At 72.8% G+C, this 16,999-nt stretch carries 8 protein-coding genes and 2 pseudogenes; 9 read left to right on the top strand and 1 reads right to left on the bottom strand.

Annotation, left to right across the window (positions count from 1 at the left end; all coding sequences use genetic code 11):
- Window positions 1–223: 223 nt before the first annotated feature.
- From IEY86_RS16815 to IEY86_RS16785, 8 genes and pseudogenes are all read left to right on the top strand, one after another.
- A complete protein-coding gene (locus IEY86_RS16815; protein ID WP_189132505.1) occupies window positions 224–2,152 on the top strand; it encodes a fatty acyl-AMP ligase in 1,929 nt (642 codons plus the stop codon).
- Window positions 2,149–8,877, top strand: a complete 6,729-nt coding sequence (locus IEY86_RS16810; RefSeq protein ID WP_189132504.1) for a type I polyketide synthase — start codon at window positions 2,149–2,151, stop codon at window positions 8,875–8,877. Before IEY86_RS16815 ends, IEY86_RS16810 begins: the two co-directional genes overlap by 4 nt.
- 246 nt (window positions 8,878–9,123) lie before the next feature.
- Window positions 9,124–10,209, top strand: a complete 1,086-nt coding sequence (locus tag IEY86_RS16805) for an alpha/beta hydrolase (protein WP_189132503.1) — start codon at window positions 9,124–9,126, stop codon at window positions 10,207–10,209.
- Entirely contained in the window at window positions 10,206–11,810 is a 1,605-nt protein-coding gene (locus tag IEY86_RS16800) for an acyl-CoA carboxylase subunit beta (protein ID WP_189132502.1), read from the top strand. The genes IEY86_RS16805 and IEY86_RS16800 overlap by 4 nt, the downstream gene beginning before the upstream one ends.
- A complete protein-coding gene (locus IEY86_RS38085; protein WP_189132501.1) occupies window positions 11,807–12,049 on the top strand; it encodes an acyl-CoA carboxylase subunit epsilon in 243 nt (80 codons plus the stop codon). The genes IEY86_RS16800 and IEY86_RS38085 overlap by 4 nt, the downstream gene beginning before the upstream one ends.
- Window positions 12,050–12,216: 167 nt before the next feature.
- Window positions 12,217–13,684 (top strand): annotated as a pseudogene (locus IEY86_RS16790) (acetyl-CoA carboxylase biotin carboxylase subunit); the annotation flags it as partial.
- Window positions 13,685–13,761: 77 nt separating this feature from the next.
- Window positions 13,762–13,992: pseudogene (locus tag IEY86_RS38080) on the top strand (acyl-CoA carboxylase biotin carboxyl carrier protein subunit); the annotation flags it as partial.
- 220 nt (window positions 13,993–14,212) lie between these two features.
- Complete coding sequence (locus tag IEY86_RS16785; protein WP_189132499.1) at window positions 14,213–15,238, top strand: hypothetical protein; 1,026 nt, start codon at window positions 14,213–14,215, stop codon at window positions 15,236–15,238.
- Window positions 15,239–15,407: 169 nt separating this feature from the next.
- On the opposite strand, the gene IEY86_RS16780 is transcribed toward IEY86_RS16785, so the two are convergent.
- Window positions 15,408–16,280 carry a menaquinone biosynthetic enzyme MqnA/MqnD family protein gene (locus tag IEY86_RS16780; RefSeq protein ID WP_189132498.1) on the bottom strand — a complete coding sequence of 291 codons (873 nt, stop codon included), beginning with the start codon at window positions 16,278–16,280 and terminating at the stop codon, window positions 15,408–15,410.
- 468 nt (window positions 16,281–16,748) lie between these two features.
- Here IEY86_RS16780 and IEY86_RS16775 point away from each other — a divergent pair, with 468 nt between their 5' ends.
- Window positions 16,749–16,952: a cold-shock protein gene (locus IEY86_RS16775; protein WP_189132497.1), complete on the top strand. Its 204-nt coding sequence runs from the start codon at window positions 16,749–16,751 to the stop codon at window positions 16,950–16,952.
- The last annotated feature ends 47 nt before the right edge of the window (window positions 16,953–16,999 follow it).

Raw genomic sequence — 16,999 nt, 5'->3', positions numbered from 1 at the left:
GACCGCCTTCCTTTCCTGTACGGCATGTGGGGGGCGACCCACGTTCGCCCAAACTGCTCACACAAAACAAATACGGCAGTCAAACGGACCATAGTTGTTTGACATATTCCAGTGGCGAACTTACTGTCCGAAACAACAGCTCTCGACCCACTGGGCCTGCCATCCACGCGCGTTTCCGCGAGTGGCGGGGCCATCCCGGATGAGCCACCGGAGGGTGCCCACGATGTCCGCATGCCACGAAGGCGAACCCGATTGGGAGCTGCGCCCGACAGCCGAAGGTGCCACCATCGTCCACCATTTGGCCAGGGCCGCCGAGTTGACTCCCGGAGAATCCGCCTTCACTTTTGTCGACTACGCAGCCGACCCTTCGGGGCGGCGAAACACGGTCACCTGGGCCGAACTCCACGAGCGGGCAACGGCGATGGCCGAAATTCTCGTCGGCGAAGGCGCCACGGGTGAGCGGGTCGCGGTGGTGGCGCCCCAGGGACTGGAATATGTGGTGGGATTCCTCGCCGCGCTTCGGGCGGGCGCGATCGCCGTTCCGCTCTTTCCGCCGAGCCTTCCCGGCCATGACGAAAGGCTCGCCTCGGCTCTGGCGGACGCACGCCCGGTCTGCCTTCTCACCACGAGCGGTGAACGGGAGGCCCTCGCCGAGTTCTTCGCCGCCAGGCGCATTCCCGGAGTTCCCCTTACCATCGCCGTCGACAGCCCGGACCTCGACGAGAGCGCGGCGGGCCTGGAGGCCGACATGGCCTCGGTGCGCCCCCGGCCCGAGGACTGCGCCTACCTGCAGTACACCTCCGGCTCGACGAGGGCGCCCTCGGGCGTCGAGATCACCCACGCCAATGTCGTCGCCAATGTCCACCAGGCTCTCGAGGCGTTCGACATCCACCGCGACCGCAACCATGTCGTCTCCTGGCTACCGCTCTTCCACGACATGGGATTGGTGCTGGCCCTGGCCATCCCGGTCGTCGGCGGCATCCACTCGGTCATCACGGACCCGCTGGCGTTCGTCCAGCAGCCGGTGCGCTGGCTGCGTCTGCTCAGCGACTACCGCGGCGCCTTCACGGCCGCCCCGAACTTCGCCTACGACTACTGCGCACGGCGGGTGCGGGAGGAGCACCGGGCGGACCTGGCGCTCCATCACGTGGCCGTGATGATCAACGGCAGCGAGCCGATCCGCCCGGAGACCCTCTCCCGCTTCCAGGAGGCGTTCGGCCCCTGCGGGGTGCGCGAGGAGATGATCCGCCCCTCGTACGGTCTGGCCGAGGCCACCGTCTTCGTCTCCACCTCGCCCACCGGTCGGGCGCCTCGCGTGACGTCCTTCGACCGGGAGCTGCTGGGGCAGGGCGTCGCCGGTCCCGTCACCGAGGGGGCCGCCACCGGGACGTTCACCCGGCTCGTGGCCTGCGGGCGGCCCGTGGGCCAGGAGGTCGTCGTCGTCGACCCCGAGACCTGCCGGCGGCTTCCCGATGGTTCGGTGGGGGAGATCTGGGTGCGGGGCCCCAATGTCGCGCGCGGGTACTGGCGCAGTCCCCAGCGCACTGCGGAAACGTTTACCGAAGCGCTCGCGGAATCGGTCGCCGAGGGCCCGGCAGGGGATCCGGCGCGGGCGCGGTCCGCGGCTCCGTCGAAGGTCCAGTCGTCGGCCCAGTCGAAGGCCCAGTCGTCGGCCCAGTCGTCCGCCCGGGGGCGGGGGAAGTGGCTGCGCACCGGCGACCTCGGCGTCATGCACGACGGCGGCCTCTACGTCACCGGCAGGATCAAGGACCTGATCATCGTCGACGGCACCAACCACTACCCGCAGGACATCGAGGCGACCGTCCAGGAGGCGCACGCGCTCATCCGGTACGACCACGTGGCAGCCTTCGCACTGACGGTCGACGGCGAGGAGCGCCTCGTCATCGTCGCCGAGCACTCCCGCCGCATCAACGACCCCGGCACCGAGCGCGACGCCGTCGCCCGCGCGGTGCGCGAGGCCGTGGGTGCCGGGCATGGCGCGCCCGTGCACGACTTCGTGCTCGCGCCGCCCGGCACGGTGCCGCGCACCAGCAGTGGCAAGGTCGCCCGCAGCGCCTGCCGTCGCCACTACCTGGCCGGTACCTGGACGGAGCGCGTGGGCATGACGGCCGGACTGGGGAGATCGGAATGACCGGCCCCGAGGGGTTCGGGGACAACGCTGACTCACCGACGGAAGGGGCGGGGGTCCATGCCCTGCTGCGGCGTCTTGTCGCAGAGAGGTGCTCGGTGGCCGCCGACGACATCGACCCCGACCGGCCGCTGGCCGAGTACGGCCTGTCCTCCCGGGACGCGGTCGGCATCTCCGGCGAGCTCGAGGAAGCGCTCGGCCGGACCCTGCCGGCCACGCTGCTGTGGGAGAACCCCAGTATCGGCGCGCTGGTGCACCGCCTCACCGAGGACGCCGATCAGCCCCTGACGAGCGGGGGCGGTGGCGGCTCCGCGGGGGAGGACGGGCCCGGTCCGCTCGCGGTCGTCGGTGTGGGCTGCCGTCTGCCCGGTGGCATCGAAGGGCCGGACGCCTTCTGGGACTTCCTCCTGTGCGGCGGGGACGCCGTGGGCGAGGTGCCTCCCGAGCGGTGGGAGGACTTCGACGACGGCTCGGCGGCCACGGCGGCGGCGCTCGCGAAGACCCCGCGCTGGGGGGCCTTCCTCGACGACGTGGCCGCGTTCGACGCCGAGTTCTTCGGCATCACCCCGCGCGAGGCTCAGCTGATGGACCCCCAGCAGCGCCTGCTGTTGGAAGTGGCGTGCGAGGCGCTGGACAACGCCGGGGCACCGGTCCGCACGCTGCGGGGCAGCGCCACGGGGGTCTTCGTCGGCCTCAGCTCGCTCGAGTACGGCTTTTTGACCACTGCCGATCCCTCCCGCGTCACCGAGTGGACCGCCACCGGATCGGCGGGCAGCATCGCGGCGAATCGGCTGTCCTATGTCCTGGACCTGCGCGGCCCGAGCCTGACGGTCGACACCGCCTGCTCGTCGTCGCTCGTCGCACTGCACCAGGCCTGCCGGGCCCTGCGCTCCGGGGAGTGCGACACGGCATTGGCCGCGGGGGTCAATGTCCTGCTCTCCCCCATGATCACCGCCAGCTTCGACCAGGCGGGAGTGCTGGCGCCGGACGGCCGGTGCAAACCGTTCGACGCCGCCGCCGACGGCATCGTCCGGGGCGAGGGCTGCGGTGTCCTGGTGCTCAAACGCCTCGACGACGCGCTGCGCGACGGGGACCGGATCCTGGCTCTGATCCGGGGAACCGCCGTCAACTCCGACGGGCGCTCGGCGGGAATGGTCGCGCCCAACCCGGCGGCACAGCAGGCCCTGCTGCGCTCCGCCCTGCGGGACGCCCGGGTCGACGGCGCGGGCATCGACTACGTGGAGACGCACGGCACCGGCACACTGCTCGGCGACCCGATCGAGGCCGGGGCGCTCAGTGCCGTCCTGGGTCCCCACCGCCCTCCCGACCGGCCGCTGCTGATCGGGTCGGTCAAGAGCAACCTCGGGCATCTGGAGGGAGCGGCGGGCATCACGGGTGTGATCAAGACCGTCCTGTCCCTGCACCACGGCAGGCTCCCGGCGAGCCTGCACTTCCACCACCCGAACCCGCACATCGACTTCACCGAGGCGCATCTGGCCGTCGTCGGCGAGGCCGCCCCATGGCCGGGCGACGGCGAACGGCCGGCACGCGCGGGGGTGTCCGCCTTCGGCTTCGGCGGGACCAACGCGCACGCCGTCCTCGAACAGTGGAAGCCCGAAGGCGCTGCGCCACCTGCCCCCGCGGAAGACGGCGCTCAGCGGGCCGCGGAGGACGGGACCGCCAAGGATCCGCACACCCTGGTCCTCTCGGCCCGCTCGCCCGACCGGATCCGCGACGCCGCCACCGGTCTCGCCGACTGGCTGACCGGTCCGGCCGGGCGCCGCACCCCGCTGGAGGACGTGGCCTCCACACTCGGGCGCAACCGGCACGGCCCGGCCAACGCCGCCGTGGTCGGTCGCGACCGCGAGGCCCTGGCCACCGCGCTGCGCGCCCTCGGGCAGAGACAGTCGGCGCACGGCGTCGTGGGCGCACGGCGCGGCGCCGACCCCGACCGAGCGGTCAAGGGACCGGTGTTCGTCTTCTCCGGCTACGGCTCCCAGTGGGCCGGCATGGGGCGCCGCCTGCTCGAGGACGACGAGGTGTTCGCCGCCGCGGTCCGCGGGCTCGACCCGGTCTTCGCCGCCGAGTCGGGCACCCCGCTGAGCGAGCAGATCACCGCCGGGGTCGAGCCCACCGCCGTCGACCGCGTCCAGCCACTGCTCTACGGGCTGCAACTGGCGCTCGCCCGGACCTGGCGGGCGTACGGGGTCGAACCGGCGGCGGTCGTCGGGCACTCCATGGGCGAGGTGGCGGCGGCCGTGGTGGCCGACGCCCTCGATCCCCGCGACGGGCTGCGGATCATGCTGCGCCGCTCCGCCCTGCTCGGCGCGGTCGACGCGGAGAACAGCGGTTCCATGGCGTCGGTCGAACTGGACCTGGAGGCCAGGGCGCAGGTGCAGGCCCGGTTTCCCGGAGTCGAGATCGCGGTGGACTCCTCGCCGCTGCGGTGCACCGTCACCGGTCCCGCCGAGCCGGTCGGCCGCCTGGTCGCCGAGCTCGAGGAGGCCGAGATCCCGGCCCGGATGCTCGACGTGGGCGGGGCCGGGCACTCACCGGAAGTGGATCCGCTCCTGCCCGGACTGCGGGAGGCGTTCACCGGGATCCATGGGCGGGATCCGGCGATCCGCTGGTACGGGACAGTGCACGACGACCCTCGGGACACCCCCCGCTGCGACGCCGACTACTGGTGCGACAACGCCCGCCGCCCAGTGCGGCTGCGCCAGGCGGTGGCCGCGGCGGCCGAGGACGGGCACCACGTCTTCCTGGAGATCTCCCCGCACCCCGTGGCCGCCCTGCCCGTGCGCGAGACCCTCGAGGAGGCGGTGGACCGCGAGACCCTGGTACTGCCGAGCCTGCGGCGCAAGAGCGACGAACAGGTCGTGCTGCGCACCTCGTTGGCCGCGCTGCACTTGGCCGGGGTCCAGCGGCGGCCCGATCTGCTGTGGCCGGGCGGGCGGCGGACGGCGCTGCCCACCACACCGTGGCGGCACCGGCGGCACTGGGTGGACAGCGGTCCCGGCACCCGCCGGAGCGCGCGTGTGGACGGCCACCCGCTGCTGGGCGGCCGCGTGGACGTTCCCGGCACACGTCGCTCGCTGTGGCGTGGCGACGTGGGCACCGAGGGGTGGTACCGGCCCGGCCAGCAGGTGCACGGCACCACGGTGCTGACGGTGGCGGCGTGCGCGGAGATGGTGTTCGCCGCGGCGGCCGAGGTCTTCGCCCGCGCCGTGGACGGCATCACCATCCACGGCCTGACGCTGGAGCACCATCTACCGCTGTCCGGCTGCACCGCGGTGACCACGCTCCTCGACCCCATCCCGCCGGAGCGGGCGAGCGTGAGCATCCACACCAGGACGGCGGCCGGGACGTGGGTGCGCCATGCCTCGGCGACGGTGGAGACGGGTGCGCCGTACGGTCCGGAGGCTGTCGACGGGCCGGACGACGCCGGAGCGGACAACGAGGGGGTCACCGTCGCGCTGTCCCCGCGCGAGGAGGGGGCGGCGGACTTCTCGGTGCCCTGGCATGTCGACCCCGCGCTGCTCGACGCGTGTCTGAGGGCGCCGAACGCGGTCACCGAGCCCGACCCGGGCACAACGGCACCGGGCGGGGCCACCGGTGAGGTGGCGGCGGCCGTTCCCAAGGCGGCGATCCCCGTCTCGGTCGGCACCCTGCGCGTACGGCGACCGGCCGCGGCGCCGGGGCCGTGCCATGTCCGGCGGACCTCCCCCGAGGGGACCGGGGACGAGGCGGACCGCCGGGGGCCCACCCACTGGTCCGTACGCCTGGAGGACGGCGACGGAGCGACGGTGATCGAGGCGGACGACGTCGTCCTGCGCGTTCCCGAGGCCCGCGAGGTGCCGCTTCCGCTGCACGAGATGGCCTATGAGATCGTCTGGGACAAGAGCGCCGCGCCCACCCCGCCGGAAGGGGCACCGTCGGACTGGCTGCTCCTCACGGTCGGCGACGGCGACGACGGCGGCACCGGATCCGGCACCGGCGGTGGCCCCCGCGGCGGCGGTGGCCCCGGCAAGGACCGCTTCACCGACACGCTGAGGGCCGCCCTGGAACAGGCCGGAGCCCGGGTCACCGTCGCACCTCACGACCCGGCGTCCGCCGACGCCCTGACCACCTGGCAGGAGCGCGCGGCAGACGGCGCCCACGCCGCCGTGGTCCTGCTGTTCACCGAGTCCACCGGCACCACCGGCGCCCGCGAGGCGGTGCTCGCCACGGCGGACACGGCCCGCCGTCTGTCGGACGATTCCGACAGGGACGAGCCCCCGCGGCTGTGCCTGGTCACCGAGCGCGCCATGGCGGTGAGCGTGGGCGAGCGGGGCGACCCGGACCGTGCCTGCCTGCGCGGCCTGGTCCGCGTCCTCGCCCTCGAACATCCCCATCTGCGCTCCCGCCTGGTCGACATCGACCGGTCGCCCGGCGCCGTGGACGACCTCGCCCGGGAACTGCTCGGGGACTCCGACGCGGACCAGGTTGCCTGGCGGGGCGGCACCCGGTTCACCGCCCGGCTGGCCCGTGCCGACCTCGGCAAGGACGCCGCCCAGGTCGTATTCGCCCGCCCGGGAGGCGCCTACATCGTGACCGGCGGCCTCAGCGGCCTCGGCCTGGCCACGGCCCGGCGCCTCGCCGAGCACGGCGCGAGCCGCCTCGTGCTGAACGGCCGCCGCCCGCCGACTCCCGGGGCCGAGACCATCCTGGCTGAACTGCGGGACCTCGGTACCTCGGTGGAGATCGTCCGGGGCGACGTGGCCGAACCCGGCGTCGCCACGGCGCTCGTGGAGGCGGCCGTGCGGGAAGGGCACGCCCTGCGCGGTGTGGCCCATGCCGCGGGTGTGCTGCACGACCGGGTCGTCACCGGTCTCGAACCGGAGGGCCTGGACACGGTGTTCCGGCCGAAGGTGGACGGCGCCCGCCGTCTGGACGAGGCGACCTGCGGCCACGACCTCGACTGGTGGCTGGTGTTCAGCTCCGCCGCCGCCCTGTTCGGCTCACCCGGTCAGGCCTCGTACGCCGCGGCCAACGCCTGGCTCGACGCCCTGGTCCAGCAGCGCCGTGCCCGCGGGCTGCCCGGCGAGTCGATCGCCTGGGGCCCCTGGGCGGGGCTCGGCGCCGCGCCGGACATGACCGCACTGGCCCTGCACCCCATCGCTCCGGACGAGGGCCTGGACGCCCTTCAGCTGATCATCGCGGGCGGCAGGCCGCACACGGGCGTCGTACGCCTGGATGTGCGGCGGGCCGTCGAGGCCTTCCCCGGCATCGAGTCCGTTCCCTTCTTCGCCGATCTGGTGCGGGGCGCGGCCGAGGACAGCGACGACGACTGGGGAGGCCCCGAGGCATTGCGCACGCTCGACCCCGAGGCCGCGCTGACGGCGGTGCGCCGACGGCTGGGCCGCCGCACGGCGATGGTCATGGGGCACGGCGACCAGGAGATCGACGCCTCCGCGCGGCTGACCGAGCTGGGGCTCGACTCCCTCATGGCGGTGCGCATCCGCAATGTCGTCAAGCAGGACTTCGGGACCGTGGTGCCGGAGACCCTGCTCCTGAGAGGAGGCACCCTGGGCGATCTGGCGCAGGCCCTCCTGACCGCGCTCGACATGCACCCCAAACCCCGGGCGGCCGGTCCGGCCATCCCCAGAAACGTTCTACCGCGGGACGCGGCGGAGCGGCTGGTGGCCGGGGTGTGGGCCCAGATGTCGGGAGAGCACCCGGAGGGCGTCCACCGGGACCTGCCCGGAGTTCGGGACGACCGGGAGAAGGCGTCCGCTCTGGCCGAGGGCATCCGTGCCCGGCTCGGCGGAACCGATTCCGCGCCGACCGTGGCGCAGATCCAGGGGGACCCCACGGTGGCCGCCGTCGCCGACCTGGTGCGCCCGGTGCTGGAGGGCGGGGTGGCAGGCTCGCCCCTGCGGGTCCTGCGGGACCCCGGGGACCGGGCAGAGCGCGGGCCGCTGTTCATCTTCCACCCCGCCGGTGGGCCGACGAGCGTCTACCGGCCGCTGGTCGACCTGCTGCCCGAGGGCCGACCGGTCTACGGGCTCGAGCGCGTGGACGCCCTGGAGTCGGTCGAGGAGAAGACGGCGCACTACCTGGATCTGATGCGCCGCGTCCAGCCCGAGGGCCCCTACCGCCTGCTCGGCTGGTCCTTCGGCGGCTGCCTGGCGTACGAGGCCGCCTCGCAGCTGCGCGACCTGGGCGAGCGCGTCGCGTACCTCGGCCTGATCGACACCATCCTGCCCGCCGCTCTGCCGGGACCGCCGCCCGAGGAGATCCTCCTGGAGCGGTTCGCGCGGTTCGCCGAATACGTGGAGACCGCGTACGGGCGCCAGCTGGGGCTGCCGTACGAGGAGATGGCCCGCATGAACGAGCACGACCAGATCGAGACACTGATGCGCCATGTCGCCGAGGCCGGGCTGGACATGAGCCCCGGCGTGATGGAGCACCAGCGCACCTCCTACACCGACGCCCGGATCGGGGAGCGCTACCAGCCGCGGCCGTACGCCGAACCGGTCGTGCTCTACCGGGCGCAGGAGGCGCAGGTACTCACCACGGCCATCGATCCGCGCTATCTGCGGGCGGAGGCGGACCTGGGGTGGGCGCCTCTGTGTCCGGCCCTGGAGGTGGTCCCCGTGCCCGGTGACCATCTGTCGATGATCGATCCGCCGAACGTGGAGGTCATGGCCCGGCATCTGGCCGCCGCCGTGGACGAGCACCCCTGACACGGCGCCACGGCCGCCCCTGACGTACCGCGCCCTCACGTACCGCCGCCCCTGACGTACCGCCAGCCCTGACGTACCGCCACCGCCGCTCCGGCCGCCCGCTTCCCACCGGGGAGGGCCGATCGGAACGGCACCGACCCCCTTTTTTCCGGAGCGTTCACAGCCTCCGGAGCGCGTCGCCACCGGCGTGCAGCCGGCCACCACCGCACGCGGGCACCACCCCGCCGACGACAGAGGAACGGATCCTTGACCCTCGAAGCGACCCCTCCTACCACCCTCTCCCGCTCCCCCCGGCGTCGCAACAGCACGAGGCCGCTCGGTGTGCGCGCGCTGACGGTTCTCGTCGGCTGCCTCGCCGCCGTCTCGGCGTTCGTCACGGCTCCCACCGCCTCCGCGACGGGGACCGACGCGGAGTCCTCCGACCAGTACGTCTTCCCCGACGCCCAGGCCGACGACGGCGCGCACATCACCGCCGTCAAGCGGCTGGACACCCGCATGGCCGACCTGACGGTCGCCTCCCCGGCGATGGGCGGGGAGGTCCCGGTCCGGGTGATCCTGCCGCGCGGCTGGTCCGCCGACTCCACCCGCACCTTCCCGACCCTGTACCTCCTGCAGGGCGCGAGCGACGACTACACCTCCTGGACCCGGGAGACCGATGTCGAGGAACTCGCGCAGGACGCCGACATGCTGATCGTGACCCCCGAGGGCGGCCGCGCGGGCTTCTACACCAACTGGTGGAACTACGGCCGCGCGGGCGGGCCCAACTGGGAGACGTTCCACACCGTCGAGCTGCCGCAGATCCTCGAGCGCGGCTACCGGGCCGGCAACCGGCGCGCGCTCGCCGGGCTCTCCGAGGGCGGCCTCGGCGCGCTCAACTACGCCGGGCGCCACCCCGGCGAGTACGTCTTCGCGGGCTCCTTCAGCGGCGTCGTCGACATCCTGGACGGAGCCCTGCGGTCGGGCATCAACCTCACCTGCATGCGCGAGAAGGTGGACGCGATGAAGCTGTGGGGCGACCCGTTCAGGCAGCGGGACCTGTGGGACGACCACAACCCCGCCGCCCACGTCGAGCGTCTGCGCGGGGTCAAGGTGTACCTGTCCGCCGCCGCGGGGCTGCCGGGTCCCTTCGACGCCGGGCAGGACATCTTCGCGGGCTTCCTGGAGTCCCCCGTCTACGTGCCCACGCGTGACTTCTACCAGCGGCTCCGCGCCGCGGGCATCGACGTGACGGCCGACCTCAACCCCTCCGGCAGCCACGCCTGGCCGTACTGGCAGCGGCAGCTGCACCTGGCCTGGCCCTCCGTGCTGTCCGCCCTCCAGGTGACGGCGTGACCACTGCGGACGGGAGGAGGCGGCCCGGGGCCACCTCCTCCCGGAGGACCACGGCGCAGCGGATCGACGAGCTCGAGCGCAGGAACGAGGAACTGCTCTCCCCGTCCTCGACCGAGGCCGTCGACCGGCAGCACGCCAAGGGCAAGATGACCGCCCGCGAACGTGTCACGGCCCTGATGGACCCGGGCACGTTCGTGGAGCTGGACGCCCTGGTCCGCCACCGCTGCCACGACTTCGGGATGGAGGAGCGCAGGCCACCGGGCGACGGCGTGGTGACCGGGTACGGCATGGTGGACGGCCGTCAGGTGTTCGTCTTCGCCCAGGACTTCACCGTCTTCGGTGGGAGCCTGGGCGAGATGTACGGCCACAAGGTCGTCAAGGTGATGGACCTGGCCCTGCGCACCGGCTGCCCGGTCATCGGCATCAATGACTCCGGCGGCGCCCGCATCCAGGAGGGCGTGGCCTCGCTGGCCATGTACGCGGAGATGGTCAAGCGGCATGTCGAGGCATCGGGGGTCATCCCGCAGATCTCGCTGATGATGGGCCCGTGCGCCGGAGGGGCGGTCTACGCGCCCGCGATCACGGAGTTCGTCGTGATGGTGAACGGGATGTCCCACATGTTCGTCACCGGCCCCGATGTGCTGCGGACCATCACCGGGCAGACCGTGGACCGTGAGGAGCTGGGCGGGGCGTCCGGCCACAACACGGTCTCCGGCGGCGCCCACTACATGGCGCAGGACGAGAAGGAGGCGTTCGAGTACACCCGGGCCCTGCTGGGCCATCTGCCGTCGAACAACATGGAGGACCCGCCCTCGTACGCCCCCACGCGCGGGCGCGGCACCGACGAGGCGGACCTGGCGCTGGACAGCCTCGTCCCGGACGACCCCGGCACGCCCTACGACATGCGCCACGCCGTGTGCGGTGTCCTGGACGGGGGCGAACTCGTGGAAGTGCAGCCGCTGTTCGCCCGGAACATCATCTGCGGCTTCGGCCGGGTCGAGGGCGAGAGCGTCGGGGTCGTCGCCAACCAGCCGATGTGCGCGGCGGGCGCGCTGGACATCGACGCCAGCGAGAAGGCCGCCCGCTTCATCCGCACCTGCGACGCCTTCCACATCCCCGTGCTGACCTTCGTGGACGTGCCCGGGTTCCTGCCCGGCATCGACCAGGAACGGGCGGGCATCATCCGGCGCGGAGCCAAGCTGATCTACGCGTACGCGGAGGCCACGGTGCCCATGGTCACCGTGGTCACCCGCAAGGCGTACGGCGGTGGCTACGGCGTGATGGGCTCCAAGCACCTCGGCACGGACATCAACCTCGCCTGGCCGACGGCCGAGATCGCCGTCATGGGCGGCGAGAGCGCGGTCAGCGTCCTGCACCGGGGGACCCTGCGCCGGTCCGCGGACCCGGAGGCGGAGCGGGAACGGCTGCGCGAGGCGTACGAATGCGCCCTGTGCAATCCGTACGTCGCCGCCGAACACGGCTACATCGACGCGGTGATCATGCCTCGGGAGACCCGCTTCCAGGTGGCGAGCGCCCTGCGCATGCTGCGCACGAAGCGCGTGACCAGGCTGCCGCGCAAGCACGGGAACATCCCGCTGTGAAAGGCGGCGGAGCACAGCGCGGGGACAGCGGCCTGCGTGTGGTCCGCGGCAGTCCGACGGACGAGGAACTGGCCGCGCTCGTCGTCGCGGTCACGGCGCTGGCCTGCGCGGCGGTCGCGGCGCGGGCCGGCGCCCGGCCGAAGCCGGGGGCGCGTAGGTGGAACGCGCGCAGGCATCAGATGACCCAGCAGCCGACGGGCTCGGGGCCGGGGGCGTGGCTCATGAGCGTATGGCGGTAGCGGGGCGGGACGGCCGGCCCCGGACGTCCCGGCCCAGAACGTCCGGCCCCGGAGGGTCGGCTCCGGACGGTCGGCCCCATACGTCCGCCCCAGAACGTCCGCCCCAGAACGTCCGGCCCAGAACGTCCGGCCGGAACGGGAAGTAGCGAGAGAGGGAGCGACTCATCGTGCGCAAGGTGCTCATCGCCAACCGGGGAGAGATCGCGGTCCGCGTGGCCCGCGCCTGCCGGGACGCCGGGATCGCCAGCGTGGCCGTCCACGCGGATCCGGACCGGGACGCGGTGCACGTCCGCGCGGCGGACGAGGCCTTCGCGCTGGGCGGCGACACCCCGGCCGCCAGCTATCTGGACATGGACAAGGTGCTGCGGGCCGCCGCGGACTCCGGCGCGGACGCCGTCCACCCCGGATACGGCTTCCTGTCGGAGAACGCCGAGTTCGCCCAGGCCGTCATCGACGCCGGGCTGACCTGGATCGGGCCGCCGCCGCAGGCCATCCGCGACCTCGGGGACAAGGTCGCCGCCCGTCGGATCGCCGAGCGCGCCGGAGCGCCCCTGGTGGCGGGCACCCCCGACCCGGTGGGCGGGGCGGAGGAGATCGTGGCCTTCGCCGAGCAGCACGGTCTGCCCGTCGCGATCAAGGCCGCTTTCGGCGGCGGCGGACGAGGGTTGAAGGTGGCCCGCACCCTGGAGGAGATCCCGCGGCTTTACGACTCGGCGGTCCGCGAGGCGGTGGCGGCCTTCGGCCGGGGCGAGTGCTTTGCCGAGCGCTATCTGGACCGGCCCCGGCATGTGGAGACCCAGTGCCTCGCCGACCGGCACGGCAAGGTGGTCGTGGTCTCCACCCGCGACTGCTCGCTCCAGCGCCGCCATCAGAAGCTGGTGGAGGAGGCCCCGGCCCCGTTCCTGACGGAGGCCCAGGACCGGCAGCTGCGTGCCGTCTCCAAGGCGATCCTCACGGCGGCCGGGTACGTCGGCGCCGGGACGTGCGAGTTCCTGGTGGGCCAGGACGGATCGGTCTCCTTCCTGGAGGTCAACACCCGTCTGCAGGTGGAGCACCCGGTGACCGAGGAGGTCACCGGCATCGACCTGGTGCGCGAGATGTTCCGCATCGCCGACGGTGAGGCACTGGGCTACGACGACCCGCCGGTACGCGGCCACTCCATCGAGTTCCGCATCAACGGCGAGGACCCCGGCCAGGACTTCCTCCCCGTGCCCGGCACCGTCACCGCCTTCCGCACGCCCTCGGGTCCCGGTGTCCGACTCGACGCGGGGGTGGAGCCGGGCTCGGTGATCGGCCCCGCCTGGGACTCCATGCTGGCCAAGCTGGTCATCACGGGGGCCACGCGCCGGGAGGCCCTGCAACGGGCGGCGCGGGCGCTGGCCGAGTTCCAGGTGGAGGGTATGGCCACGGTCCTGCCCTTCCACCGCGCGGTGGTCGAGGACCCGGCCTTCGCCCCCGAACTGTCGGGCTTCACGGGCCCGTTCACCGTCCACACCCGGTGGATCGAGACGGAGTTCGCGAATGCGATCGAGCCCTTCCCCGCTCCCGGCGCGGACCAGGCGGCGACCGCCGCCCCCGAGAGCCTGGTGGTCGAGATCGGCGGGAGGCGGCTGGAGGTCGTCCTGCCCTCCGGCTTCGAGGCCCTCGTCGCCACCGCGGCGAGCTCCCTGCGGGGAGCACAGCCTCCCCGGCCCATGCCCGCGGTGAGGACGGGCGCGGCCGTCTCCAGCGACGCGCTGATCTCGCCGATGCACGGCACGATCGTCAAGGTCGCCGTCGCGGAGGGTCAGCTGGTCAACGAGGGCGACCTGCTGTTCGTCCTGGAGGCGATGAAGTCGGAGCAACCGCTCAGCGCGCACTGCTCGGGCACGATCAAGGGCCTGGCGGCGCGGGTCGGGGCGAGCGTGGCCCGCGGCGCGGTCCTGTGCGAGATCAAGAACTGAGCCTCCCGGCCGGGCGTGCGCCGGCAGCGGCGTTCCCCGCCCGCAGATTCCACGCGGCGTCCACGATGAACGCCGGATCGGGGACCTGCGCCCGGACAAGGCCCGCGAGCACCTCCGGCAGGGGCTCGTCTGGGCTGAGCCCCGGGCGGTGGCTGGTAGTCGGGGCACCGGTATCGCCACGCTCTGTCAGGGGCCGCCGGGCGGAGCCAAGATCGGCGGTATGGCCAACTACTCAGTGTTTCTTTCCCGTTCCGCGGCCGCGGCGGCGCTGGTTGCCGCCGTCGTGCTGCCGGCCGCCGTGCCCGCCGTCGCGGCTCCGGCGCAGCGCGGCACGTCCGTGGCGACTCATGCCGCGGCCGTCATCGATGGCCACGCGCCCTCGCTCCATCCGGAGGGCATCGACTACGACCCGCTGCGGCACCGCTTCGTGGTGACCTCGCTGCGCCATGGCACGGTCTCGGTGGTCGACCGTGACGGCTCGGTCCGCACGCTGGTGGACGACCCGCGTAACATCTCCACGATCGGCGTCCGCGTGGACGCGGCCCGGCGCCGGGTGCTGGTGGCGGCGGCGGATCCCGGGGTCGGGGAGCGGACCTCCCCGGCGACGCAGGGGCACACCGCCGTGGTCGCCGCCTATTCCCTGGACGACGGCCACGAGCTCTTCCGCACCGATCTGGCGGCCCTGCTGCCGGGCGAGAACCACTTCGCGAACGACATCGCGATCGCCGGCGACGGCACGGCCTACGTCACCGACTCCTTCAGCCCCACCGTCTACCGGGTGGACCGCGGGGGCCGCGCGACGGTGCTCGCGCACGACGAGCGGCTGCGCGCGAGCGCGGGCTTCGGCGCGAACGGCATTGTGCTGAGCCCTCGCGGCTTCCTGATCGTCGGCAAGTACGACGACGGCCGGATCTTCCGCGTGGACACCAAGGACGGCTCGGTCAGCGAGGTGGCCCTCGACAAGCGCCTGGCGGGTAAGGACGGCTTCGCCCTGCGGCCGGACGGCTCGCTGGTCGTCGTGCACAACGCCCTTGGCGCCCCCGACGGCGCCGACAAGGTGACCGTGCTCCGCGCGGACTGCGACTGGACACGGGCACGCGTGACCCGCGAAGTGCCCTGGCCGGACACGGCCCCGACGGCGGCGGCGGTCGTGGGCGGCCAGGTGCGCGTCCTGAGCGGAGCGCTGGACATCCTGCTCGGCGGCCACGGAACGGCGGACACCTTCACCATCCGCCGCCTGCCGTAGTCGTGGGTCGGCGCCGCCCGGGCGGCAGCCCGAGAACGCCAACCGCCCCGTAGAGGCACCGCTCCCGTCTACGGGCTCCCCTCTACTGCCGGTCCACTGCCGGGCGGCCTGTCCGTTGCCGGGCAGCCCGAACGACTACCGGCGGCCTGAACGCCTCGCGCAGGGGCGTTCAGGCCAGGAGGTCGAAGCTCACGTCGGGAGCGAAGCCCGTCGTGGCGCCCACACGGCGGGCGAACTCCTTGATCCCGGCGAGCTGCCCCGCTCCCAGGGAGAAGTCGAGGGTGGTGAAGTAGCGTTCCAGCAGGTCGGCGTCGAACGCCTCCCAGCGGGACGCCTGCTCCGCCACCTTCGTGACCTCCTCCAGCGACAGGTCCCGTGAGGCCAGGAACGCGCGGTGCACCTCCCGTACGATCCCCGGCTCGCGCACGAGGAAGTCGCGGCGGGCCGCCCATACGGCGAAGACGAACGGCAGCCCGGTCCACTCCTTCCACATCTGCCCCAGATCGTGGACGTGGAGGCCGAGGCGCGGGGCGTCGTGCAGGGAGGCCCGCAGGGCGGCGTCTCCGATGAGGACCGCCGCCTCGGCCTCCTGCATCATCACGCCCAGGTCCGGCGGGCAGGTGAAGTACGAGGGGCGTACGCCGTCCCGCTCCTCCAGCAGGAGCTGCGCCAGGCGCACCGAGGTGCGGCTGGTCGATCCGAGCGCCACCCGCGCCCCGTCGAGCTGGTGCAGCGGGACCTGGCTGACGATCACGCACGACATGACCGGGCCGTCGCTGCCGACGGCGATGTCGGGCAGGACCACCAGGTCGTCGGTGTTGCGCAGGAACTCCACCAGGGTGATGGGGGCGATGTCCAGCTCCCCACGCACAAGCTGTTCACTCAGCTTCTCGGGAGTGTCCTTGGTCAGCTCGAAGTCCAGGAGGTTCCCGGTGCGGGCGAGGCCCCAGTACAGGGGCAGGCAGTTCAGGAACTGGATGTGGCCGACCCTCGGCCGACGGCGGAGGTGGCCGTCGCCGGACGCATCAGCCGCTTCAGTCACTTCAGTCGCTGCAGAAATGTCCACATACGGCAGGCTAGACCCGGGGCGGCGGCTTGCCCCCAGCGGGTGGGGGGTTGGTGCCGCGCGTCGCCGAAGGGCCGGCCCGCGCCCCGCCCGCCCCGCCCACCCCGGACGGTTGTCGAACGGTGGTGCCGGGGGACCCGGGGGGTGACCGGACGATGGCTGTTCGACGGCCTCGTCCCGCCCCAACCGCACCGCGGATACGGCTGCGACCCGGACGGAGTATTCCGCCTCTGGCAACTCTGGCCCGGAGCGGATCTCCGTGCTAGGCTCATCGCCAAGTTGCAGTTTGGTTTCCCTTGCAGTACTAAAGCCTGCGGAGCATGTGACCCGCAGGCTTTTGTAGTTTTTCAGACTTTTTTAAGAAGGTTCTGAAGCGGGGCGAGAACGGCAGCGATCTGGGGTCCGCAAGAGGCGGAACCCGGCGTCTGTGCCTAGGAGAATTTTATGGCTACCGGAACCGTGAAGTGGTTCAACGCTGAAAAGGGCTTCGGCTTCATCGCCCAGGACGGCGGCGGTCCCGATGTCTTCGTCCACTACTCCGCGATCAACGCCTCGGGCTTCCGCTCGCTCGAGGAGAACCAGACCGTCGAGTTCGACGTCACGCAGGGCCCGAAGGGTCCGCAGGCCGAGAACGTGACGCCGGTCTGACCGACCGCGCCTCGCGCAGTACCCAAGGAGCCCCGCACCGGCCACGG

The organism is Wenjunlia tyrosinilytica, from assembly GCF_014646055.1.
In the GTDB taxonomy this organism is placed as follows: domain Bacteria; phylum Actinomycetota; class Actinomycetes; order Streptomycetales; family Streptomycetaceae; genus Wenjunlia; species Wenjunlia tyrosinilytica.
Note: the sequence above shows the minus strand (reverse complement) of the source record. Positions and strands in the feature narration are given on the sequence as shown.